Raw genomic sequence first — 22,782 nt, 5'->3', positions numbered from 1 at the left:
TAAGGAGACAACTCCAATGAGCCTTAACATTTTCTGGTTCCTCCCCACCCACGGTGACGGCAAGTACCTGGGCACATCCGAGGGTGCCCGTGCGGTCGATCACGGTTACCTGCAACAGATTGCCCAGGCCGCCGACCGTCTCGGCTTTGGTGGTGTGCTGATCCCTACCGGGCGTTCCTGCGAGGATTCCTGGTTGGTGGCAGCATCGCTGATCCCGGTGACCCAGCATCTGAAATTCCTGGTTGCCCTGCGTCCAGGCATCATTTCGCCGACGGTCGCGGCGCGCCAGGCGGCAACCCTGGACCGCCTGTCCAACGGCCGGGCGCTGTTCAACCTGGTCACCGGTGGCGACCCCGACGAGCTGGCCGGTGATGGCCTGCACCTGAACCACCAGGAGCGCTACGAAGCCTCGGTCGAGTTCACGCGTATCTGGCGCAAGGTGCTGGAGGGCGAGAACGTCGACTACCAAGGCAAGCACATCCAGGTGAAGGGCGCCAAGCTGCTCTATCCGCCCATTCAGCAACCACGCCCGCCTCTGTATTTCGGTGGCTCGTCCGAAGCCGCCCAGGATCTTGCTGCCGAGCAGGTCGAGCTGTACCTGACCTGGGGCGAGCCACCAGCCGCTGTTGCCGAGAAAATCGCTCAGGTGCGGGAGAAGGCTGCCGCGCAAGGTCGCGAAGTACGCTTTGGTATCCGTCTGCATGTGATCGTGCGGGAAACCAACGACGAAGCCTGGGCCGCGGCAGACCGCCTGATTTCGCACCTGGACGACGACACCATCGCCCGGGCCCAGGCCTCGCTGGCGCGTTTCGACTCGGTGGGCCAGCAGCGCATGGCCGCATTGCATGGCGGCAACCGTGACAACCTCGAAGTCAGCCCCAACCTGTGGGCGGGTGTCGGTCTGGTACGCGGTGGCGCCGGTACCGCGCTGGTCGGTGATGGCCCGACTGTCGCGGCACGGGTCAAGGAGTACGCAGACCTGGGGATAGATACCTTCATCTTCTCAGGTTACCCACACCTGGAAGAGTCCTACCGCGTTGCCGAGCTGCTGTTCCCGCACTTGGACGTGCAGCGCCCGGAGCAACCGCAGACCGGTGGCTACGTGAGCCCGTTCGGCGAGATGGTGGCCAACGACATCCTGCCCAAGTCCGTGTCGCAGAGCTGAGGGCGCAGCCATGAGTCGTGCAACGTCCTCCACTCTGACCCAGCGCCTGGCGCCGTGGGCGCTGCCGGTACTGCTGTTGGCTGTCTGGCAGCTGGCGGTCAGTGCTGGCTGGTTGTCGACGCGCATCCTGCCTGCACCAAGCGCCGTAGTCAGCGCCGGTGTCGAGCTGGTACGCAGCGGTGAAATCTGGACGCACCTGGCCATCAGCGGCTGGCGTGCCGGCCTGGGCTTTCTGATCGGTGGCAGCATAGGGCTGGTGCTGGGCTTCATCACCGGCCTGTCGAACTGGGGCGAACGCCTGCTCGACAGCTCGGTGCAGATGATCCGCAACGTGCCGCATCTGGCGCTGATCCCGCTGGTGATCCTGTGGTTCGGTATCGACGAGTCGGCAAAGATCTTCCTGGTCGCGCTGGGCACGCTGTTCCCGATCTACCTGAACACCTACCACGGTATCAGCAACGTCGACCCGGCGCTGGTGGAAATGGCCCGCAGCTATGGCCTGTCCGGCTTCGGCCTGTTCCGCCAGGTGATCCTGCCGGGCGCGTTGCCCTCGATCCTGGTCGGTGTGCGCTTTGCCCTGGGCTTCATGTGGCTGACCCTTATCGTTGCCGAAACCATTTCGGCCAACGCCGGTATCGGTTACCTGGCAATGAATGCCCGTGAATTCCTGCAGACCGACGTGGTGGTCCTGGCCATCGTCCTGTATGCCGTGCTCGGCAAGCTCGCCGACCTCGCCGCCCGCGGCCTGGAACGTGTCTGGTTGCGCTGGCACCCGGCCTACCAAGTCGCCAGGAAGGAGGGCGCATGACCATTCTCAAGGAACAACCGCCGCGCTTGTTGCGGGGTATCCCGCTGGCCGCCAATGGCCTGCGCAAGACCTTTGGCCAGCGTGAAGTGTTGCGTGGTATCGACCTGCACATTCCGGCCGGCCAGTTCGTTGCCATCGTCGGGCGCAGCGGCTGTGGCAAGAGCACCTTGCTGCGCCTGCTGGCCGGGCTCGACCAGCCCGGCGCCGGTGAGCTTCTGGCCGGTGCCGCACCGCTGGCCGAGGCCCGCGAAGATACCCGCCTGATGTTCCAGGACGCTCGCCTGCTGCCTTGGAAAAAGGTGATCGACAACGTCGGCCTGGGCCTGTCCGGCCACTGGCGCCCCCGTGCGCTGGAAGCACTGGAGGCGGTTGGCCTGGCTGACCGCGCCAATGAATGGCCGGCAGCGCTCTCGGGTGGCCAGAAGCAGCGCGTGGCGTTGGCCCGGGCGCTGATTCATCAGCCACGCCTGCTGCTGCTGGACGAGCCGCTGGGTGCGCTGGATGCCCTGACCCGTATCGAGATGCAGCAACTGATCGAACGCCTGTGGCGTCAGCACGGCTTCACCGTGCTGCTGGTCACCCATGACGTCAACGAAGCCGTTGCCGTGGCCGACCGGGTGATCCTTATCGAGGACGGCGCAGTCGGCCTGGACCTCAACGTCGATCTGGCACGGCCAAGGGTGCGTGGTTCGCACCGTCTGGCCGCGCTGGAAAGCGAAGTGCTCAACCGTGTTCTGTCGGCCCCGGGCACTGCGCCCGAGCCGGACCCTGTAGCCCCTTTGCCCACGCAACTGCGTTGGGCGCACTGAATGACTCACTTACCAGACTGAAGCCATAGAGAAGGAAGCACATCATGACTATCAAAGCCATCAACGTCCGCAACCAGTTCAAAGGCACCGTGAAAGAAATCCTCGAAGGCCCGGTATTGTCGGAAATCGATGTGCAGACCGCTTCCGGCATCGTCACCTCGGTGATCACCACCCGCTCTGTGAAGGAGCTGGAACTGCAGGTGGGCAGTGAAGTGATCGCTTTTGTGAAATCGACTGAAGTGTCCATCGCCAAGCTGTGATGTGGGCATTTGGGGCTGCTTTGCAGCCCTTTCGCGACACAAGGCCGCTCCTACAGGGGAACGCGATTTCCTGTAGGAGCGGCCTTGTGTCGCGAAAGGGCCGCAGGGCGGCCCCAGCAAGATCAGCGTTTGGCAAGAAACGGCGGCAGGTACAAGCCCAGGTACGCCTCGAACACCCGCTTGCCTTCCTCGGCCATGCGCGGGGTGATCGCCTCGTGCAACTGTACCGAGCGCGCATACACCCGGTCGCTCAACTCCATGGCCAGTGCAAACACATCCACGTCCGCAGGCATTACCGGCAACCGGAAATGCTGGTCGAACAGCTTGTGCATCAACTCACCCAGCTCCATGTCGTGCTGCCGGTCCGCCTGCACCACTTCGCTCAGGCCATGCTGGGCCAGGATCAACTGACGCGCTGCAGCATCCTCGTTGTAGATGTCGAGCATGCGCTGTTCGATCAGCCGCGAAAGCTCATGCCAGGTGCCGAGTGCACTGCTGTCTATCGGTGCGCTCAACGCCTCGCGAAATGCCCGGTGCACATCGGCCGTCAGCGCTTCGAGCAGTGCCGGCACGCTGGCAAAGAAGTGATACACCGACGAGGGTGGAATCTGCGCCCGTTCGGCCACGCTGTAGATCGACAATGCTGCCACCCCTTGCTCGGCCAACAGCTCGCGCGCCGCCGCCAGGATCGCCTCGATCCTGGCCTGGCTGCTGGCGCGCGGCTTGCGCGGGGTGGTGCTGCGGGTCATCAGTTGCTGATCGCCAGGATGCTGGCCTGGTAGGCGCCGACGAACTGATCGAAGTCACCGACTTCCTGCTGCTCGAGGCGTGACTGCTCGGCCAGCGAATTGCGGGCGAGGGTCTCGTAGGCTTGCTGGCGCTCTGTGGGCAGCGGTTGCTCACGGAACGTTTGCGCGTGCAGGCGGCTCTGGCGCAGCGAGAACTGGATGAAGCTTTCCTCATGCTCGCTCATGCGCGCGAGCACCTGGGCCGATGGCGTCAGCGAAGCGTCGTCGACTTTGGCCTGCTGTGCGGCCAGGGCTTTGGCATGTTCGTCGCCGCCTTGAGCGTGATCGAGCAGCTCAGCCAGTTGGCCGATGCGCCCAAGCAAGTCGCTGGCCCAGGCTTTCAGCTCGATCGGTTGGCCGTCCCGGCGCAGCTCAAGGCCTGGGCGACGGCCTTCCTTGACCACACTCAGGAAGTTGTCGGTGCACTGGCCGCACTCGCCATTGTCCAGCAGCGGGCTGTCTTCCAGGGCACAGAACAACAGAAACGCATCGAGGAAGCGCGCCTCGGTCAGGTCGATGCCTACCGGCAGGAACGGGTTGATGTCCAGGCAGCGCACTTCGACATACTGCACGCCGCGTGAGGTCAGGGCCTGGATCGGCCGCTCGCCGGTGTAGGTGACACGCTTGGGGCGGATGTTCGAGTAGTACTCGTTCTCGATCTGCAGGATGTTGGTGTTCAACTGCACCCATTCGCCGTCCACATGCGTACCGATTTCCACATAGGGCGGGTAGGGCGTGCCCACCGCCTTGCGCAGGCTGTCGGTATAGCTGGCCAGGTTGTTGTAGCAGGGAGTGAGGCCGGCCTGAGCATTGCTCTGGTAACCCAGGTCGCTCATGCGCAGGCTGGTGGCGTAGGGCAGGTACAAGGTTTCGGCGTCCAGCTCTTCGAGCTGGTGCGGGCGGCCACGCAGGAAGCCTTTGTCCAGGGCTGGCGAGGCACCGAACAGGTACATCAGCAGCCAGCTGTAACGGCGGAAATTGCGGATCAGCGCAATGTACGCCGCCGATTGGTAGTCGCGGTCGCTCTGGTCGTTGCCCTCGGCGGCGCGCAGCAGCGGCCACAGCGCTTCAGGCAACGAGAAGTTGTAGTGGATGCCGGCGATGCACTGCATGGTGCGGCCGTAGCGCAGGGCCAGGCCCTTGCGGTAGACGTGCTTGAGCTTGCCGATGTTCGAGGCCCCGTACTCGGCGATCGGGATGTCCTCCTCGGCCGGCAGCGTGCACGGCATCGACGGGCTCCACAGCAATTCGTCGCCAAGCTTGCTGTAGACGAAGCGGTGGGTTTGCTCGAGGCTTTCCAGCACTTGGGCCGGGTCGGGCAGGGCCGGGGTGATGAACTCCAGCAGCGACTCGGAATAATCGGTGGTGATCTGCTCGTTGGTCAGCGCCGAACCCAGGTTTTCCGGATGCGGGGTCTGAGCCAGGCGACCTTCGTCGGTGACGCGCAGGCATTCGCGCTCAATACCGTGCAGGCACTGCTTGAGCAGGGGGAGATTGGCGCCGAGCAGGCTCAGGCGGCGGTTGAGGAGGTCGCTCAAGATGGTTTCCTTCACGCATCAGTCGCCCCAATATGGGGGTAGAGTTGACGGTCTACAAGGGTAGGAGGAAAGGAACTGGCGTTGTCGCCTGGTTTACGCGGTTACGGCAGTGCCAGCGCACTGCCGCAAAATACCGCAGATACCGTTTGGTGAGCTAGAGAACCGCGAAGGTTCCCTGCGCTTTGGCGACCAGTTTGTCGCCTTGGACTACGTCGGCGTCGACCACCAGGGTACGGCGCCCGGCGTGCAGCACCCGCGCCGTGCACAGGACCTCGCCGTCACCGACCGCACGCATGTAGTTGATCTTGCATTCGATGGTCACGCTCTGCTGGTCGAAACCATGGCTGGCCGAGCAGGCCAGGCCCATGGCGATGTCCACCAGGCTGAAGATGGCCCCGCCGTGCAGCTTCTGGCCGCGGTTGCGCAGGTGCGGCTCAAGCGCCAGTGCCACCTCTGCAACGCCCGTGTCCAGGCGTTGCAGGCGGCAGCCCAGCAGCTGGCTGTAGGCGCTTTCAACGAGCTCTTTGGGGATCTCCATCACTTCTTTTTCAACTGCTTGGCGTTGGCAAAGAGCGCAGCCATGGCGTTGTTCGCCGGGGCGGCGCTAGCGGTTTCGCGCTGGCGTGGTGCCTGCTGCGGGCGGTTGCCGCCATTGCCACGGTTGCCACCACGGTTGCCTTCGACTTTTTCGCCCGGGGTATCGCTCATGCGCATGGACAGGCCGACACGCTTGCGCGGGATGTCCACTTCCATGACCTTGACCTTGACCACGTCGCCGGCCTTGACCGCTTCGCGCGGGTCCTTGACGAACTTCTCGGACAGCGCCGAGATGTGCACCAGGCCGTCCTGATGCACGCCGATGTCGACGAACGCGCCGAAGTTGGTGACGTTGGTGACCACGCCTTCGAGAATCATGCCGGGCTCCAGGTCCTTGAGGTCTTCGACGCCGTCCTGGAAGGTGGCGGTCTTGAACTCGGGGCGCGGGTCACGGCCGGGCTTGTCCAGTTCCTGGAGGATGTCGGTGACGGTGGGCAGGCCGAAGGTTTCGTCGGTGAACTGCTTGGGGTCCAGGCGCTTGAGGAAGCCGCTGTCGCCGATGAGCGAGCGGATGTCACGGCCGGTGTCGGCGGCGATGCGTTTCACCAGCGGGTAGGCCTCGGGGTGCACGGCGGAGGCATCCAGCGGGTTGTCGCCGTTCATTACGCGCAGGAAGCCTGCGGCCTGCTCGAAGGTTTTCTCACCCAGGCGGCTGACCTTCTTGAGTGCGGCACGGGTGGCGAACGGGCCATTGGCGTCGCGGTGCGCGACGATGTTCTGCGCCAGGGTGGCGTTGAGGCCGGAGATGCGGGTCAGCAGCGCGACCGAAGCGGTGTTGACGTCCACGCCCACGGCGTTCACACAGTCCTCGACCACCGCGTCCAGGCCGCGGGCCAGCTTCACCTGGGACACATCGTGCTGGTACTGGCCGACACCGATGGATTTGGGGTCGATCTTCACCAGTTCGGCCAGCGGGTCCTGCAGGCGGCGGGCAATCGACACGGCGCCACGGATCGACACGTCCAGGTCAGGGAATTCACGGGCAGCCAGCTCCGATGCGGAGTACACCGACGCACCGGCTTCGGAGACCATGATCTTGGTGATCTTCAGCGCCGGGTATTTTTTAACCAGCTCGGCGATCAGCTTGTCGCTCTCGCGGCTGGCGGTGCCGTTGCCAATGGCGATCAGCTCCACCGAGTGTTTGGCGCACAGTGCGGCCAGTACCGATATCGTGCGGTCCCAGTCGTTGCGCGGTGCGTGCGGATAGACCGTGGCGGTGTCCAGCAGCTTGCCGGTGGCATCGACCACCGCGACCTTGCAGCCGGTACGCAGGCCTGGGTCGAAGCCCAGGGTAGCGCGCGGGCCGGCCGGGGCGGCCAGCAGCAGGTCGTGCAGGTTGTGGGCGAAGACGTTGATCGCCTCGCTTTCGGCGTTGTCGCGCAACTCGCCGAACAGGTCGGTTTCCAGGTGGGTGTACAGCTTGACCTTCCAGGTCCAGCGCACCACCTCGCCCAGCCACTTGTCAGCCGGGCGGTTGCGGTTTTCCACGCCGAAGTGGCTGCCGATCATCATTTCGCACGGGTGCAGGGTGCCCGGCAGCTCTTCGCCAACCTTCAGCGACGCGCTCAGTACGCCTTCGTTGCGGCCGCGGAAAATGGCCAGTGCGCGGTGCGACGGGCAAGTGCGCAGCAGTTCGTCATGGGCGAAATAATCGCGGAACTTGGCGCCTTCCTCTTCCTTGCCAGCCACCACGCGGGCGCTGAGCACCGCTTCCTGCTTGAGGAAGTTGCGCAGCTTGTCGAGCAGGGCAGCGTCTTCGGCGAAACGCTCCATGAGGATGTACTTGGCGCCCTCGAGGGCGGCCTTGACGTCGGCGACACCTTTGTCGGCATCGACGAAGCGCGCGGCTTCGCTTTCCGGCGCCAGTTGCGGGTCGTTGAACAGACCGTCGGCCAGCTCGCCCAGGCCGGCTTCCAGGGCGATCTGGCCCTTGGTGCGGCGCTTTTGCTTGTACGGCAGGTAAAGGTCTTCGAGGCGGGTCTTGGTGTCGGCCAGCTTGATCTCGCGGGCCAGCTCAGGGGTCAGCTTGCCCTGTTCCTCGATGCTGGACAGGATGCTCGCACGGCGCTCGTCCAGCTCGCGCAGGTAGCGCAGGCGCTCTTCCAGGTGGCGCAACTGGGTGTCGTCCAGGCTACCGGTCACTTCCTTGCGGTAACGGGCGATGAAGGGCACGGTAGAGCCTTCGTCCAACAGGCCCACGGCCGCCTCGACCTGCTGAGGGCGTACGCCCAGTTCCTCGGCGATACGGCTGTTGATGCTGTCCATGTAAACCACCTGACAATTGTGAATACGGGGGCTGCGAGGCGCTTGTTCCGCCCGGCGGCACTGGAGAAAGCCGCGCATTATACCCATCGCAGACGGCTTGCGGTGATGGCGCCAGGCCAGTCGCAGAGGCCGGGAAGTGGCGCCGGGGGAAAAATCTGCTAACAATGCTCACGGCACGCGTGGCAATGGCTACGCCATAATGCGCGGCGATCTCAGAGGAGTTATTCATGACCGGCACCGCAAACAACGCTGAAGGTGACAAGATTCTCATCGTCGACGACGATCCGGGGCTCAGCAGCCTGCTGGAACGTTTCTTCACCAGCAAGGGCTACCGTGCCCGCGCGGTGCCCAACACCGAACAGATGGACCGCCTGCTGCAGCGCGAGGTATTCAACCTGGTGGTGCTCGACCTGATGCTGCCGGGCGAGGATGGCTTGTCCGCGTGCAAGCGCCTGCGCCAGTCGAACAACCAGATCCCGATCATCATGCTCACCGCCAAGGGTGACGAACTCAGCCGCATCAAGGGGCTTGAACTGGGCGCTGACGATTACCTGGGCAAGCCGTTCAACCCGGACGAGCTGATGGCGCGGGTCAAGGCCGTGCTGCGCCGTCAGGCACCGACGGTACCGGGCGCTCCGGGCAGCGAGGACGAGTCGGTCACTTTCGGCGATTACGAGCTGTCGCTGGCCACCCGTGAACTCAAGCGTGGCGAAGAAGTGCACATGCTCACCACCGGTGAATTCGCCGTGCTCAAGGCCCTGGTCATGCACGCCCGTGAGCCGTTGACCCGCGACAAGCTGATGAACCTGGCCCGTGGCCGTGAGTGGGATGCCCTGGAGCGCTCGATCGACGTACAGATTTCGCGCCTGCGCCGCATGATCGAACCGGACCCTTCCAAACCGCGGTATATCCAGACTGTGTGGGGCGTAGGTTACGTCTTCGTACCGGACGGAAACGCTGGCAAATGAAGCCTGGCCTTCGATGAAAACTCCGGTCTGGTTCCCGCAAAGCTTCTTCGCCCGCACCCTGTGGCTGGTGCTGATCGTTGTCCTGTTCTCCAAGGCGCTGACCCTGGTCTACCTGCTGATGAACGAGGATGTGCTGGTCGATCGGCAGTACAGCCATGGTGTGGCGCTGACGCTGCGCGCCTATTGGGCGGCCGATGAAGAAAACCGCGACAAGATTGCCGAAGCCGCAGGCCTGATCCGGGTGACCGGCTCCGGCGTGCCGGAGGGCGAGCAGCACTGGCCCTACAGCGAAATCTATCAACGGCAGATGCAGGCCGAACTGGGCGAAGACACCGAAGTGCGCTTGCGCATCCACGCACCGCCTGCGTTGTGGGTCAACGCGCCAAGCCTCGGCCCGGGCTGGCTGAAAGTGCCGCTTTATCCGCACCCGTTGCGTGGCCAGAAGATCTGGAACGTACTTGGCTGGTTCCTGGCCATCGGCTTGTTGTCCACCGCTTCGGCGTGGATCTTCGTGCGCCAGCTCAACCAGCCGCTCAAGCGCCTGGTGTTCGCTGCCCGTCAGTTGGGCCAGGGCCGCAGTGTACGTCTGCCGATCAGTGATACGCCGAGCGAAATGACCGAGGTGTATCGCGCGTTCAACCAGATGGCCGAGGATGTCGAGCAGGCCGGGCGTGAGCGCGAGCTGATGCTGGCGGGTGTGTCCCACGATTTGCGCACGCCACTGACGCGCCTGCGTCTGTCGCTGTCCTTGCTGAACAGCGACAACGAACTGAGCGACGACATGGTCCGCGACATCGAGGACATGGACGCGATTCTTGACCAGTTCCTGGCCTTCATTCGCGATGGCCGCGACGAGCCGCTGGAGGAGGTCGACCTGGCCGACCTGGTGCGCGAAGTGGTGGCGCCCTACAACCAGCCGCAAGAGCGTGTGCGCTTGTGCCTGGAGCCTATTCCGCCATTCCCGCTGCGCAGGGTTTCCCTCAAGCGCATGCTGGGCAACCTGATCGGTAATGCGCTGCATCACGCGGGCAAGGGGGTCGAGGTGGCCGCCTATGTGTCGGGCGACGAGAGCGCGCCTTATGTGGTGCTGAGCGTGCTGGACCGGGGGGCAGGGATCGATGAGTCGGAGCTGGAAACCATCTTCAACCCGTTCATTCGTGGGGACCGTGCGCGGGGTGGCAAGGGCACCGGGTTGGGGCTGGCGATCGTCAAGCGGATCGCCGCCCAGCATGGCGGTAATGTCGAGTTGCGCAACCGTTCTGGGGGCGGGATCGAGGCGCGGGTAAGGTTGCCGTTGGGGCTTTTGCTACCGCGTAACGCGGTTTGAGCCTTCGCTGTCAGTGATGGCCCTATCGCCGGCAAGCCGGCTCCCACAGGTACATCACTGAGCCGCAGAGCAGTGGGAGCCGGCTTGCCGGCGATGGGGCTGCACGGCAGCCCCAAAACCTCAGCCTTTGCCCTTGGTCCGGGTCTGATTCGGCCCGCCATTTTTCTCCAGATGCTCGATGATCATCCCGGCCACGTTCTTGCCGGTTGTCACCTCGATACCTTCCAGGCCCGGTGAGGAGTTCACCTCCATCACCAGCGGCCCGTGGTTGGAGCGCAGAATATCCACCCCTGCCACGCTCAGGCCCATCACCTTGGCCGCACGAATGGCGGTTATCCGCTCTTCAGGCGTGATCTTGATCAGGCTGGCCACACCGCCGCGATGCAGGTTGGAGCGAAACTCGCCTGGCTTGGCCTGGCGCTTCATCGAAGCAATCACCTTGTCGCCCACCACGAAGCAGCGGATATCGGCACCGCCGGCCTCCTTGATGTATTCCTGAACCATGATGTTCTGTTTCAGGCCCATGAACGCTTCGATCACCGACTCGGCCGCTTGGGTTGTCTCGCACAACACCACGCCGATCCCTTGCGTGCCTTCCAGCACCTTGATGACCAGCGGGGCGCCATTGACCATCTGGATCAGGTCGGGGATGTCGTCCGGCGAGTGGGCGAACCCGGTAATGGGCAGGCCGATGCCGCGCCGGGACAACAACTGCAACGAACGCAGCTTGTCACGCGAGCGGGCGATGGCCACCGACTCGTTGAGCGGGTAAACGCCCATCATCTCGAACTGGCGCAGCACTGCGCAGCCGTAGAACGTCACTGACGCGCCGATGCGCGGGATCACTGCATCGAAACCCTCCAGCGGCTTGCCGCGGTAATGGATCTGCGGCTTGTGGCTGGCGATGTTCATGTAGGCCCGCAGGGTATCGATCACCACCATTTCATGGCCACGCTGAGTGCCGGCTTCGACCAGCCGGCGGGTGGAATACAGACGCGGATTGCGCGACAGCACAGCGATCTTCATGCAGCACCTGTGACAGGAGATAGGGTGGCCGGGTAGGCCGGTTTGTCTTGCACGTACTTGAGCCCGGGGTTGACCACCAGCTGGCCGTGAATGAGTGCCTTGGAGCCGAGCAGCAGGCGATAGCGCATGTTCTTGCGGCAGGCCAGGGTGAACTCTACTTCCCAGACGCCATCGCCCAACGCCAACGAGGTGCGGATCACGTAACGGGTCTGGGCATGGCCGTTGGAGCTCTTGATGGTCTTCATGGTGACCAGCGGGGCTTCGCAGCGGCGGTGGCGCAATTGCACGATCGAACCCAGGTGGGCCGTAAAACGCACCCATGGCTGGCCGTCGCGCTCGAAGGGCTCCACCTCGGTGGCATGCAGGCTGGAGGTGCTGGCACCGGTATCGATCTTGGCGCGCAGGCCCGCCACACCGAGGTCGGGCAAGGCGACCCACTCGCGCAGGCCGATTACAGTCAGATGGTCAAATGTCTTCACGAAGCACACCCTGCGAATGAGGTGGTGAACTGTAAGCACGGCGGGGACTTTTTGCATCCGTCAGTTACGGTAGTACAGTTCGATGAAAGACAGAATTCGAGGCAACGGGATGGCACACAAAGCGGAAGAAGACGACAAGGTACGCCTGGACAAATGGTTGTGGGCGGCGCGGTTCTACAAGACCCGGGCGCTGGCCAAGGCCGCCATCGAAAGTGGCAAGGTGCATTGCCGGGGCGAGCGCTGCAAGCCCGGCAAGGAGCCGCGAGTGGGTGACGAGTTCGTGCTGCGTACCGGTTTCGACGAGCGTACCGTGGTGGTCAAGGCGCTGTCGGTGGTACGCCGGGGCGCGCCTGAAGCGCAGGCCCTGTATGCAGAAACCGAGGAGAGTGTGCGCCGCCGCGAGCAGGCAGCCGAGCTGCGCAAGGCCGGGGCGATGGGCGTGACCACCGACGGCCGGCCGAACAAGAAGCAGCGGCGGCAGATTCACCAGCTGCACGGCAATTTTGACTGAATGGGGCTGGGCAGCCGCCCCAGCCGTCTAGCGGACCACCGCCAGGCGCCCGACCAGCGGTAGCCTGGCAGCGAGGGCAAACAAAGGCGCCGTCCACCGCATCAGCAACGCGCTAGCTTTGGCCGCCAGTGGCGTATGGCAGCTCCAGCCCAACGCCAGCACCGCCATCAGCAAGCCACCGATGTAGTCATCCTGCCCCCAGTGCGCGCCTGCAACGAGGCGCGGCAGCATGAACAGCAACGCCAGGCCCCAGATCACGAGGTGCTGGGCCAGGCGCCGGCTGAACAGGCTCATGAACAAGGCCCAGATCAGCAATACCGAGGCGTGGTCGCCCGGGAAGCTGTTGCTGGAACGGTCTTTCAGCTCCCATGCCTTTTCAAGGTTCGGGTAGTAGTCGCTCAGGTGCACAGCGTTGGTGAATAGCATTGATGGGCTGTCATGCTGCCAGCCCATTGCATCCACCCACTTGGAAAACAGCGCGCGAATCACCACTAAGAGGATCAGCGTAACCAGAAAGCCGAAGAAGGCTTCACGCACCTGGCTGGCTTTGAATACCCAGTCACCGCGAATCAGCACGGCCAGAAGGACCAGGCCCACGACGATGTCGAAGGGGCGCAGGCTGCCGACGGTCCAGATATAGCGCCAGGTGGTGTTGTCGGCCAGCGGTGCATTGAGGCTGTGGAACAGCCATTCGTCGAAAGTCAGGCACAGGATCTGGCCAAACGGCCACAACCAGAAACACAGTAGAGCGATGGGCAGCACGGTGCAGGCTGCCAAGGGGCCCCAAGACCACCTTGCTTTTAACAGTGGTCGATTGTCCATAAAATACCTCTATTGCAAACAGGAATCGGAGCGCCTTGTGAGCGCTCTGTCACGGGATCTCGCAAGTGTTCGACATTCCGTGTAACCATTTTGTCATCATTTTTAGATAGCCAAAACCTATGAGCGATTTGCCGGATACCGATTTCACCCAACGTTTCATCTTCGACGACCGCGATATTCGCGGCGAGTGGGTGGCACTCGATGACAGCTACGCCGCGGTGTTGGCTCGTCATGCATACCCACAGCCCGTTGCCACTCTGCTCGGTGAACTGATGGCCGCTACCTCGCTGTTGGTGGGCGCGCTGAAGTTCGACGGCCTGCTGATCCTGCAGGCGCGTTCTGCTGGCCCCATCCCCCTGCTGATGGTGGAGTGCTCGGGCGAGCGCGACATCCGCGGCATGGCGCGTTACGAAGCGGACCAGATAGCAGCCGACGCGACGCTGGCGCAGCTGATGCCCGACGGTCATCTGACCCTGACCATCGACCCGGTCAAAGGCCAGCGCTACCAGGGTACCGTCGAGCTCGACGGCAAAAACCTGTCCGAGTGCTTCACCAACTACTTCGTGCAGTCGCAGCAGCTCAACACGCGCTTCTGGCTCAACGCCGAAGGCGGCAAGGCTCGCGGCCTGTTGCTGCAGCAGTTGCCGGTGGATCGCCAGCGTGATGAAGAAGAGCGCGAGGACAGCTGGCAGCACGTGATTGCCCTGGCCAACACCCTCAAGCCGCAGGAGTGGGCCGAGGCCAACGAAACCTTGCTGCACCGCCTCTATCATGAAGACGCCGTACGCCTGTTCGATATCCAGCCGCTGCGCTTCAAATGCAGCTGCTCGCGCGAACGTTCCGGCAATGCGCTGGTCAGTCTTGGCGAGCATGATGCCAAGCAGCTGGTCGAGGAGTGCGGGGGCAAGGTCGAGATCGATTGCCAGTTCTGCAACGAGCGTTATTTCTTCGATGCCAGCGATGTGGCACAACTGTTTGCCGGTGGTGGCACTGACACGGCGTCAGAAACTCGCCACTGAAACGTTTAATTTCAGGGAAATCTCCTGTCGAATTGCGCAAAAGGGCAGTTACGACAGGAGGGGCCTACTTTTTTTGGGCGTTTCTGGCATAATCCGGCCACTTTTTTCGCTGTAGTAGTTTTTTACAGACAACTACAAAACGTTTGGAGCACTCGGCCTCGGGCCGGATGGGGTATCTCATGACGCAAGCCAACAACACCGTGTACACCGACCTGAGCGTCGATGAGCTGGTAAAAGAAGCGCTGCAACGCGGTGAAGGCGTGCTAGCCGATACCGGCGCACTGGTCGTCGAGACCGGGCACCGTACTGGCCGTTCGCCGGCTGACCGTTTCATCGTCGAAGAACCTTCCACCCAGGACGCCATCGCCTGGGGCCCGATCAATCGCAAGTTCCCGGCCGACAAGTTCGATGCCCTGTGGGACCGCGTCGAGGCGTTCAACAACGCCCAGGATCACTTCGTTTCCTACGTTCACGTAGGGGCTGCCGCCGAGCACTACCTGCCGGTGAAGATGACCACCCAGACCGCCTGGCAGAACCTGTTCGGCCGTTGCCTGTTCATCAACCCTGAGCAGTTCAACCCGGCTGGCCGCGACCAGTGGCAGGTCCTCAACGTTGCCAACTTCGAGTGCGTGCCTGAGCGTGACGGCACCAACTCCGACGGTTGCGTCATCATCAACTTCGCCGCCAAGAAAGTGCTGATCGCGGGCATGCGTTATGCCGGCGAAATGAAGAAAGCCATGTTCTCGGTGCAGAACTTCCTGCTGCCGGCTGCCGACGTGCTGCCAATGCACTGTGCTGCCAACATCGGTGAAGAAGGCGACGTCACCCTGTTCTTCGGCCTGTCCGGCACCGGCAAGACCACCCTGTCGGCTGACGAAAGCCGTTACCTGATCGGTGACGACGAGCACGGTTGGGGCGAAGGCGTTGTCTTCAACATGGAAGGCGGCTGCTATGCCAAGTGCATCGACCTGTCCGAGAAGAACGAGCCGGTCATCTGGAAAGCCATCAAGCATGGCGCCGTGCTGGAAAACGTCGTCCTGGACGGCAACAAGCACGCCGACTATGCCGATGTCAGCCTGACCCAGAACAGCCGCGCCGCCTACCCGCTGGAGCACGTCGCCAAGCGCGCCGAAGCCAACCTGGGTGGCGAGCCTAACGCAGTCATCTTCCTGACCTGCGACCTGACCGGTGTTCTGCCTCCGGTTTCGATCCTGAACAACGAGCAGGCGGCCTACCACTTCCTGTCCGGCTACACCGCGCTGGTCGGTTCCACCGAAATGGGTTCGGGCGGCGGCATCAAGTCGACCTTCTCCACCTGCTTCGGCGCACCGTTCTTCCCGCGCCCGGCTGGCGAATACGCCGAGCTGCTGATCAAGCGTATCAACGCCTTCGGCTCCAAGGTCTACCTGGTCAACACTGGCTGGACCGGTGGTGGCTATGGCGTCGGCAAGCGCTTCAGCATCCCGACCACCCGTGGCGTGATTGCTGCCATCCAGAGCGGCGCTCTGGTCGGTACCGAGACCGAGCACCTGGACATCATCAACCTGGACGTGCCGAAGGCCGTTCCGGGCGTCGAGACCGAGCTGCTCAACCCGCGCAACACCTGGGCTGACAAAGCTGCCTACGACGAAGCTGCAAAAGGCCTGGCCAAGCTGTTCACTGAAAACTTCAAGAAGTTCGAAGTGTCCGACGCCATCAAGGCTGCTGGCCCACAGCTGTAAGCTGTCGCCGGTTGCAACGAGAAAGCCGCCCCCAAGGGCGGCTTTTGTGTTTCAGGGCCATTGCTGCCTTGCATGCAGGATGCGGATGATTTCCACGGCTTCCCTTGTAATCCGATAGACCATCACGTAGTTGGGGTGGATGATGATTTCCCGGGTCCCCGGATAGCGCCCGGGTTTGTACATGGAAGGAGTCTGCGCAGCGAGCCTGGCTTTTTCGGCAAATTTTTCGTCTAGTGAAATGGCGGCAGCGGGATTGTCCTGGGCTATATGGTCCATAATGCGAAAGCGATCATTGCGGGCCATCTCACGCCAAGCCAGGCGCATCAGCGGACTCTGGCTTTGAGTTCGCTGCGGCGAGCCGCGAACAGCAGCTCTGCTTCTTCATCCTCCATCGCGGGCGACGAATCGTTCAGGCTTGCTTCGACTTGCTCTGCGAACCACGCCTCGTAAGCGGCTGCTTCATGAGCCCGCTTCAACGCTTGAGCGCGATCAGGACGTTGGTAAGTGCTCATCAGGCCAGGATCAAAGGCTGAGGTGTCCACCTCGAAATGGTCGATGCCCATCTCACGCAGGTAGATGACCAAGGTTTCAAACTTTTTGAAAAGCCTTACGTTGCCGCTACGTTGGGCAATCAGCAGGTGCTCTTGCTGATTGATATCGACCTGGATGGCCCAGCCACCCGGTTGGCCGACGATGTGCGTAGCGTTGATTCGGCCCGATTCCACCAGTCGGCTCAAGTTGGCATGATCTAATTGATGAGTTGGCATCGGTGTCTTTCTCAGTTTCATCAGATACACCATGGTATGCAATCTATAGTTGATTGCGACTATAGTCCTTCCTGTCTTGGTGTGGGAAGCTTCCTCACGGTGTAACCAATTGTGGATATCTCATGACCGAATCCCCTCAGCGCAGCGCGTTCTCCCACTTCCACCCCATCCTCACCCGCCCCCAGGACAACGACCATAACGGCCACATTGCCGGTGCCACGGTGCATGGTTTCTTCGAAACCGCCATCCAGGCCTTTCTGGTCGAGCAAGCTGAATTCGACCTGCGTGAAGGTGAGCTGGCGGCGTTCGTGGTCAGTTCGGCGGCAGACTTTTTCGCGCTGCCGGGCTTTCCGGACGTGCTAGAGGTGGGTTTGGGCGTCACTCGCCTTGCAGGCAGCACGGTGGAGTACCGGCTGGCGCTGTATCGCCCGGGGGAGGCCGATGCTTGTGCGGCAGGGACCGTGGTGCAGGTGTTCATCGAGCGCGCCAGCGGCCGGCCGGTACCGCTGCCGGAGGCGCTGCAAGTCATTTTGTCGGGCCTGCAGCTCGGTCCGCAGGCATGAAAAAGCCCCGCGGGTGAGGGCGGGGCTTTTGCTGCCTGAGGATGGTCTCAGGTATCAGTCGCGCCAGTGGCGCTTGTGCTTGCGGTGGCCGTAGTGGCGGCCACGGTCGTAATGACGGCGGTCGTCGTAGCCGCGACGGTAGCGGCGGTCGTCGTGACGGTCGTCATCATCGGCCTTGTTGCCCAGGTAGTTACCGAGCGCGCCACCGGCGCCGCCGCCTGCGGCTGCACCAATGTAGCTGCCGGTGGTACCACCCACCGAGCGACCGACCACGTTACCGCCTGCAGCGCCCAGTGCGCCGCCGATAGCGGCCTCACCACGCTGGCGCTTGTCGGCACCCAGGGCACCGCCGGCCGCACCGCCCAGGCCGGCACCAATGGCGCCGCCAGTGCTACCACCGATGGAGTTGCCCACTACGGAGCCGAGTACCCCACCCAATGCGCCGCCAATGCCGGCCTCGGTATTGCCACCGGCCATGGCAACGCCGCTGAGCAAGCTGAAAGACAACAACAGAATCGAGGAGTACTTCTTCATCAAGAGAGCCTCATAAGGATGACGAGGGCGAATTTGCAGTTCCTTGAGGCGGCTGGCAACGAAAATCCGACGAGTAGCACGAGTTGTACACAATTCTCTAAGTTACTGTTTTATCGATGAAACTTTATCGATTTTCGTGTGTCTGAGGTAATTGTGACAAAGCCCTGAACCCCTGTGGAACAGGGCTTTTTTCGTTTTTACCCGTACGGTTCGATTACACGATTCGCCCGTCGTCGCGCGCCCGCTCCAACTTGATGGCGACGAACTTGGAGGTTGGTGTATGGCTGCCCTCACCGATGCTTTCCAACGGGATCAGCGGATTCACTTCCGGGTAGTACGCCGCCGCCTGCCCAGCCGGGATATCGAAAGCCAGCAGGGTGAAGCCCTGTACACGGCGCACATGCGAATCGCCCCACAACGAGACGATGTCGACCTTCTGCCCCGGCTGGAAGCCCAGGCGGATGATGTCGGCCTCGTTGACGAACAGCACGTCACGCTGGCCGCGCACGCCACGGTAGCGGTCGTCCAGGCCATAGATGGTGGTGTTGTACTGATCGTGCGAGCGCATGGACTGCATGATCAGGTCCGGTACCTGGCCGCTGGCGCGTACCCGCTCGTCGAGCAGGGTGTCCGGCAGCAGGTTGGCCTTGAAGTTGGCGCGGCCGTTGGTGGTCTTCCACTGGCGGCTGGCTGCACTGTTGCCCAGGTAGAAGCCGCCTGGGTGGCTCAGGCGCTGGTTGAAGTCGGCAAAGCCTGCAATGGTGTCGCCGATCAAGTCCCGGATACGGTTGTAGTCGGCCACAAGCCAGTGCCAGTCGACCGGGTTTTTGCCAAGTGTGGCAGCGGCGATGCCGGCAACCACTGCCGGCTCCGAGCGCATGTGGGTCGATAGCGGCTTGAGCTGGCCGTTGGAGGCATGGACCATGCTGAAAGAGTCTTCAACGGTGACCGCCTGCGGCCCGTCGGCCTGCAGGTCGATATCGGTGCGGCCCAGGCACGGCAGGATCAGCGCCTGTTTGCCGTGGATCAGGTGGCTGCGGTTGAGCTTGGTGCTGATGTGCACGGTCAGCGCGCAGTTGCGCAGGGCCTGGGCGGTACGCTCGGTATCCGGGGTGGCCTGGGCGAAGTTGCCACCCAGCCCGATGAACACCTTGGCGCGGCCGTCGAGCATGGCGTGGATCGCTTCGACGGTATTGTGGCCATTGTGCCGCGGTACCGGGAAATTGAAGCGTTTTTCGATGGCATCGAGCAGCGCCACCGGCGGGCGTTCATTGATACCTATTGTGCGGTCGCCCTGCACGTTGCTGTGGCCGCGTACCGGGCACAGCCCTGCGCCAGGCACACCGATGTTGCCGCGCAGCATCTGCAGGTTGACGATTTCCTGGATGGTGGGCACCGAGTGGCGGTGTTGGGTAATGCCCATCGCCCAGCACATGATCACCCGTTTGCCGCGGCAGTACATGCGTGCAGCCAGCTCGATGTCTGCGAGCTCAAGGCCCGACTGCTCCTGAATGTGCGCCCACGAGGTGGCGTCCACTGCAGCCAGGTACTGATCGACACCGTGACCATGCTCGGCGATGAATACGTGATCGAATACCGCCGGCTCGCCTTTGGCCTGCGCCTCACGCTCCCACTGCAGCAGGAACTTGGCCATGCCACGCAGCAGCGCCATGTCGCCGCCCAGGGCCGGGCGGAAGAACGCCGTGTTGGTCGGCCGGTCGCTGTTGGTCAGCATTTCCAGCGGGTTCTGCGGGTGCTGGAAGCGCTCCAGGCCACGCTCCTTGAGCGGGTTGATACACACCACCTGGGCGCCACGCTTCACGGCATCGCGCAGCGGGTCGAGCATGCGCGGGTGGTTGGTGCCGGGGTTCTGGCCCCAGACGAAGATCGCATCGGCGTGTTCGAAATCATCGAAGGTGACAGTGCCCTTGCCCACACCGATGCTTTGCCCCAAGGCTACCCCGCTGGCCTCGTGGCACATGTTCGAGCAGTCGGGGAAGTTGTTGGTGCCGTATGCACGCACGAACAGCTGGTACAGGAACGCCGCTTCGTTGCTGGCCCGCCCGGAGGTATAGAACTCGGCCTGATCGGGGCTTGCCAGGTTGTTCAGCTCACGGGCGATCAGGGCAAAGGCTGCATCCCAGGCGATCGGCTGATAGCGGTCGCTGGCCGGGTCGTAGACCATCGGTTCGGTCAGGCGGCCTTGGTATTCCAGCCAGTAGTCGCTCTGCTCAAGCAGCGCGCTGACGCTGTAGCGGGCGAAGAAGGCCGCATCGACTCGGCGCTTGGTGGCTTCCCAGTTGACTGCCTTGGCGCCGTTCTCGCAAAACTTGACCATGCCGCTTTCGGGCGAGTCGCCCCAGGCGCAACCGGGGCAGTCGAAGCCGCCATTCTGGTTGGTCTTGAGCAGGGCGCGAAGGTTCTTCAGCGCATTGTCGCTGCCGACCCAGGCCTTGGCCACGCTGCGCAAGGCGCCCCAGCCACCGGCGGGGCCGTGGTAGGGCTTGTAGCGTGGAGGGGAGGCTGGGGCGTTGTCTGGAAGAGGCTGGTACGAGGTCACGGCTATTACGACTCCGCCGCTGGGCTATAGACCCGCGGTGCACTGTGTTTGGGCAGATGAATGAGGTTGAGGTTGTGCTTGCGCGCCCATTGCAGGGCAAGGCCGGTAGGGGCCGAGAGGCTGACCAGCGTCTGGATGCCGGCCCGCAGGACTTTCTGGATCAGTTCCAGGCTGCAGCGGCTGGTGACGATCGCCAGGCCACCTTCGGTGGCGACGCCCTGGCGCAGCAGGGCGCCGATCAGCTTGTCCAGGGCGTTGTGGCGGCCAATGTCTTCGCGGCCGAGCAGCAGTTCGCCCTGGGCGTTCATGAACAATGCCGCATGCACGGCGCCACAGTGCTGGCCCAGCGGCTGGAAGGCATCGATGCGCTCACGCAGGCCCACCAGCCACTGCGCCGGTGGCAATGGCGCGCCAGGCAGCTCGGCCAGCTCCGGCAGCGCCTGCTCCAGGGCTTCGACGCCACACAGGCCGCAACCGCTGGTGCCGGCCAGTTGGCGGCGCTGGTTTTTCAGGTTCCAGAATGCGCGGCTGGAAATCTCCAGGTCGGCGTACAACGCCGAGCCGCTGCCGGAAAGCTTCAGGTCGTAGATGTCTGCGGTGCCCTCGACAATGCCGCTGCCAACGCTGAAGCCGACCGCAAAGTCTTCAAGGTCGGTGGGGCTGACCAGCATCACGGCCTGGTTGAGGCCGTTGTAGACGATGGCCAGGGCGACTTCTTCGGCCAGCGGCGTGCTGGCACGCGCAGCGTCGTCGAGCTGGACGTAATCGTAGGTGTTGCTGGCGGCAGGCAAGGCCAGAGGCGTCGAGGCCGCGCAGACCGGAGGTTTGCTGTTCATCGGGGCTGGTTGTTCATCGGCGCTGACTACCGGCGGCTTTTTGATAGCACCAGCCTAGGCCTGCGGGCCGGTCACGTCTAATCGCTAGGGTCTATGCCTTGATAGACCGCGTCGATTGGTCGCAGTGGGGCGGGGGAGGAAATCCTGGCCTAGACTCGTGTTTCCGAGGTTATCGTCAACATGGAGAACGCAATGAGCCTTTTCAGTTTCGTGAAGGAAGCCGGCGAGAAGTTGATCGACCTGCTGACCCCAGGCAATGCCAATGCCGAGGAGCAGTTGAAGAAACACGTGGAGAGCGTCGGCCTGGGCAACCCGAACATCACCGCTACGGTAGAGGGTGACAAGATCACCCTCAAGGGCGAGGTGGCCAGCCAGGAGGAGAAGGAGAAAATCATCCTCGCGGCCGGCAACATAAGTGGTGTGGCCAGCGTTGATGATCAGATCACTGTAACTGGGCCGGTCGTTCAGGCTGCGCGGTTCGTAACCGTGAAAAAGGGTGACACGCTGTCAGCCATTGCCGTGGTCGTGTATGGCAACGCCGGCCAGTACAACAAGATCTTCGAAGCCAACAAGCCGATGCTCAAGCACCCGGACAAGATCTATCCGGGGCAGGTGCTGCGGATTCCGGACTGACAGATCTCTATCGTCTGCTCCGGCCAATCGCCGGCAAGCCGGCCACAGGACAAGCACCGCTCTGAATAGGTGTGGAGTACCTGTGGCCGGCTTGCCGGCGATCTGGCCTTAAAGACCTACCAGCAACTCCCGGTAATCCTCGACTGCCGCAAACTCCTGGGTATCGCGCGGCGCCGCCTGGCTATCGGGCTGGCGCACGGCCAGCAAATGCCCCACGCCAAACCGCTGGGCACTGCGCAGAATGGCCAAGGTGTCGTCGATGAACAGGCTGCGCCCAGGCTCGAACCCGATATCGGCCTGCAACGCATCCCAGAACTGCGGGCTTTCTTTCGGATAGCCGTAATCATGCGAACTGATCAGCCGCTCGAAATACGGCGCCAGTTCCACCCGCTCCAGCTTCAACGACAGCGAATCGCGGTGCGCATTGGTGATCATGACCACGCGCTTGCCGGCCTGGCGGATCGCTGCCAGGAAGGTATCGGCGTCTGGGCGCAGGGCGATCAGGTCGGCGATCTCGCGCTTGAGTTCGCGGATCGGCAAGTTCAGCTCGCGGCTCCAGAAGTCCAGGCAGTACCAGTTGAGCGTGCCGGCATTGCGTTCGAACAGCGGCTGCAGCTCCATTTCGGCCATCGCCCGGCTTACGCCGTGCACCTGGGCGTAGCGCTGGGGCAGGTGCTCCAGCCAGAAGCGGTTGTCGTAGTGCAAATCGAGCAGCGTGCCGTCCATGTCCAGCAGGACAGTATCGATGGCAGACCAGGGAAGAACAGGCATGGGAAACTCTCGTTC

At 62.9% G+C, this 22,782-nt stretch carries 24 protein-coding genes; 11 read left to right on the top strand and 13 right to left on the bottom strand.

Features of this window, described 5'->3' with window-relative positions; translation table 11 throughout:
- Positions 1–16 precede the first annotated feature (16 nt).
- From ssuD to EGJ09_RS20895, 4 genes are read left to right on the top strand one after another with little or no spacing between them, the layout of a single operon-like run.
- Positions 17–1,165: an FMNH2-dependent alkanesulfonate monooxygenase gene (gene ssuD / locus EGJ09_RS20910; RefSeq protein WP_012316730.1), complete on the top strand. Its 1,149-nt coding sequence runs from the start codon at positions 17–19 to the stop codon at positions 1,163–1,165.
- A 10-nt stretch (positions 1,166–1,175) separates the two neighbouring features.
- Positions 1,176–1,973 carry an aliphatic sulfonate ABC transporter permease SsuC gene (gene ssuC, locus EGJ09_RS20905; RefSeq protein ID WP_125924692.1) on the top strand — a complete coding sequence of 266 codons (798 nt, stop codon included), beginning with the start codon at positions 1,176–1,178 and terminating at the stop codon, positions 1,971–1,973.
- Positions 1,970–2,782 (top strand): aliphatic sulfonates ABC transporter ATP-binding protein, encoded by an 813-nt coding sequence (ssuB, locus tag EGJ09_RS20900; protein WP_125924691.1) that lies wholly within the window; start codon positions 1,970–1,972, stop codon positions 2,780–2,782. The genes ssuC and ssuB overlap by 4 nt, the downstream gene beginning before the upstream one ends.
- Positions 2,783–2,826: 44 nt before the next feature.
- On the top strand, positions 2,827–3,042 hold the full coding sequence (locus EGJ09_RS20895; RefSeq protein WP_008095172.1) for a molybdopterin-binding protein: 216 nt from the start codon (positions 2,827–2,829) through the stop codon (positions 3,040–3,042).
- Positions 3,043–3,164: 122 nt separating this feature from the next.
- Here the strand turns inward: EGJ09_RS20895 and EGJ09_RS20890 are convergent, their stop codons facing one another.
- The 4 genes from EGJ09_RS20890 to EGJ09_RS20875 form a co-directional block, all read right to left on the bottom strand.
- On the bottom strand, positions 3,165–3,791 hold the full coding sequence (locus EGJ09_RS20890; RefSeq protein WP_046788222.1) for a TetR/AcrR family transcriptional regulator: 627 nt from the start codon (positions 3,789–3,791) through the stop codon (positions 3,165–3,167).
- The gene (gshA, locus tag EGJ09_RS20885; RefSeq protein WP_177433175.1) at positions 3,791–5,368 is read right to left on the bottom strand and encodes a glutamate--cysteine ligase; all 1,578 of its coding nucleotides are present in this window, start codon (positions 5,366–5,368) and stop codon (positions 3,791–3,793) included. Before gshA ends, EGJ09_RS20890 begins: the two co-directional genes overlap by 1 nt.
- 154 nt (positions 5,369–5,522) lie before the next feature.
- A complete protein-coding gene (locus EGJ09_RS20880; protein WP_012316725.1) occupies positions 5,523–5,906 on the bottom strand; it encodes a PaaI family thioesterase in 384 nt (127 codons plus the stop codon).
- On the bottom strand, positions 5,906–8,230 hold the full coding sequence (locus EGJ09_RS20875; protein ID WP_119687938.1) for a Tex family protein: 2,325 nt from the start codon (positions 8,228–8,230) through the stop codon (positions 5,906–5,908). Before EGJ09_RS20875 ends, EGJ09_RS20880 begins: the two co-directional genes overlap by 1 nt.
- A gap of 227 nt (positions 8,231–8,457) precedes the next feature.
- Between EGJ09_RS20875 and ompR the strand changes: the two genes are divergently transcribed.
- A complete protein-coding gene (gene ompR / locus EGJ09_RS20870; protein ID WP_046788224.1) occupies positions 8,458–9,198 on the top strand; it encodes a two-component system response regulator OmpR in 741 nt (246 codons plus the stop codon).
- Between the two features lie 13 nt (positions 9,199–9,211).
- Positions 9,212–10,525 carry an ATP-binding protein gene (locus EGJ09_RS20865; protein ID WP_046788225.1) on the top strand — a complete coding sequence of 438 codons (1,314 nt, stop codon included), beginning with the start codon at positions 9,212–9,214 and terminating at the stop codon, positions 10,523–10,525.
- Between the two features lie 120 nt (positions 10,526–10,645).
- On the opposite strand, the gene rimK is transcribed toward EGJ09_RS20865, so the two are convergent.
- Positions 10,646–11,551, bottom strand: a complete 906-nt coding sequence (gene rimK, locus EGJ09_RS20860; protein ID WP_012316721.1) for a 30S ribosomal protein S6--L-glutamate ligase — start codon at positions 11,549–11,551, stop codon at positions 10,646–10,648.
- Positions 11,548–12,030: an ATP-dependent zinc protease gene (locus EGJ09_RS20855; protein ID WP_039603122.1), complete on the bottom strand. Its 483-nt coding sequence runs from the start codon at positions 12,028–12,030 to the stop codon at positions 11,548–11,550. The genes rimK and EGJ09_RS20855 overlap by 4 nt, the downstream gene beginning before the upstream one ends.
- Positions 12,031–12,139: 109 nt before the next feature.
- Here EGJ09_RS20855 and EGJ09_RS20850 point away from each other — a divergent pair, with 109 nt between their 5' ends.
- Complete coding sequence (locus EGJ09_RS20850) at positions 12,140–12,541, top strand: RNA-binding S4 domain-containing protein (protein WP_012316719.1); 402 nt, start codon at positions 12,140–12,142, stop codon at positions 12,539–12,541.
- A gap of 27 nt (positions 12,542–12,568) precedes the next feature.
- Here the strand turns inward: EGJ09_RS20850 and EGJ09_RS20845 are convergent, their stop codons facing one another.
- Positions 12,569–13,363: a phosphatase PAP2 family protein gene (locus EGJ09_RS20845; protein ID WP_125924689.1), complete on the bottom strand. Its 795-nt coding sequence runs from the start codon at positions 13,361–13,363 to the stop codon at positions 12,569–12,571.
- A gap of 119 nt (positions 13,364–13,482) precedes the next feature.
- Here EGJ09_RS20845 and hslO point away from each other — a divergent pair, with 119 nt between their 5' ends.
- The gene (gene hslO / locus EGJ09_RS20840; protein ID WP_046788227.1) at positions 13,483–14,382 is read left to right on the top strand and encodes an Hsp33 family molecular chaperone HslO; all 900 of its coding nucleotides are present in this window, start codon (positions 13,483–13,485) and stop codon (positions 14,380–14,382) included.
- 179 nt (positions 14,383–14,561) lie between these two features.
- Positions 14,562–16,103 carry a phosphoenolpyruvate carboxykinase gene (locus EGJ09_RS20835; RefSeq protein ID WP_012316716.1) on the top strand — a complete coding sequence of 514 codons (1,542 nt, stop codon included), beginning with the start codon at positions 14,562–14,564 and terminating at the stop codon, positions 16,101–16,103.
- Positions 16,104–16,154: 51 nt separating this feature from the next.
- Here the strand turns inward: EGJ09_RS20835 and EGJ09_RS20830 are convergent, their stop codons facing one another.
- A complete protein-coding gene (locus tag EGJ09_RS20830) occupies positions 16,155–16,427 on the bottom strand; it encodes a type II toxin-antitoxin system mRNA interferase toxin, RelE/StbE family (RefSeq protein WP_012316715.1) in 273 nt (90 codons plus the stop codon).
- Complete coding sequence (locus EGJ09_RS20825; RefSeq protein ID WP_223255173.1) at positions 16,427–16,891, bottom strand: hypothetical protein; 465 nt, start codon at positions 16,889–16,891, stop codon at positions 16,427–16,429. The genes EGJ09_RS20830 and EGJ09_RS20825 overlap by 1 nt, the downstream gene beginning before the upstream one ends.
- A 101-nt stretch (positions 16,892–16,992) precedes the next feature.
- Here EGJ09_RS20825 and EGJ09_RS20820 point away from each other — a divergent pair, with 101 nt between their 5' ends.
- Positions 16,993–17,433, top strand: a complete 441-nt coding sequence (locus EGJ09_RS20820) for a thioesterase family protein (RefSeq protein ID WP_012316713.1) — start codon at positions 16,993–16,995, stop codon at positions 17,431–17,433.
- 54 nt (positions 17,434–17,487) lie between these two features.
- Here EGJ09_RS20820 and EGJ09_RS20815 read toward each other — a convergent pair whose 3' ends face one another.
- The 3 genes from EGJ09_RS20815 to fdhD all read right to left on the bottom strand — a co-directional run bounded on the left by EGJ09_RS20815 (position 17,488) and on the right by fdhD (position 21,363).
- Positions 17,488–17,967, bottom strand: a complete 480-nt coding sequence (locus tag EGJ09_RS20815; protein WP_012316712.1) for a glycine zipper domain-containing protein — start codon at positions 17,965–17,967, stop codon at positions 17,488–17,490.
- A gap of 214 nt (positions 17,968–18,181) precedes the next feature.
- The gene (locus tag EGJ09_RS20810; RefSeq protein ID WP_125924688.1) at positions 18,182–20,527 is read right to left on the bottom strand and encodes an FdhF/YdeP family oxidoreductase; all 2,346 of its coding nucleotides are present in this window, start codon (positions 20,525–20,527) and stop codon (positions 18,182–18,184) included.
- Between the two features lie 5 nt (positions 20,528–20,532).
- Positions 20,533–21,363 carry a formate dehydrogenase accessory sulfurtransferase FdhD gene (gene fdhD / locus EGJ09_RS20805; RefSeq protein WP_125924687.1) on the bottom strand — a complete coding sequence of 277 codons (831 nt, stop codon included), beginning with the start codon at positions 21,361–21,363 and terminating at the stop codon, positions 20,533–20,535.
- Positions 21,364–21,555: 192 nt separating this feature from the next.
- Between fdhD and lysM the strand changes: the two genes are divergently transcribed.
- Positions 21,556–21,996, top strand: coding sequence for a peptidoglycan-binding protein LysM (gene lysM, locus EGJ09_RS20800; protein ID WP_046788236.1), 441 nt, complete (start codon positions 21,556–21,558; stop codon positions 21,994–21,996).
- A 108-nt stretch (positions 21,997–22,104) separates the two neighbouring features.
- Here the strand turns inward: lysM and yrfG are convergent, their stop codons facing one another.
- A complete protein-coding gene (gene yrfG, locus EGJ09_RS20795) occupies positions 22,105–22,767 on the bottom strand; it encodes a GMP/IMP nucleotidase (RefSeq protein ID WP_046788237.1) in 663 nt (220 codons plus the stop codon).
- Between the last annotated feature and the right edge of the window lie 15 nt (positions 22,768–22,782).

Source organism: Pseudomonas sp. p106 (assembly GCF_003936645.1).
Taxonomy (GTDB): Bacteria; Pseudomonadota; Gammaproteobacteria; order Pseudomonadales; family Pseudomonadaceae; genus Aquipseudomonas; species Aquipseudomonas putida_E.
The sequence above is the reverse complement of the archived record's forward strand: the minus strand, read 5'-3'. Positions and strand labels throughout refer to the sequence as shown.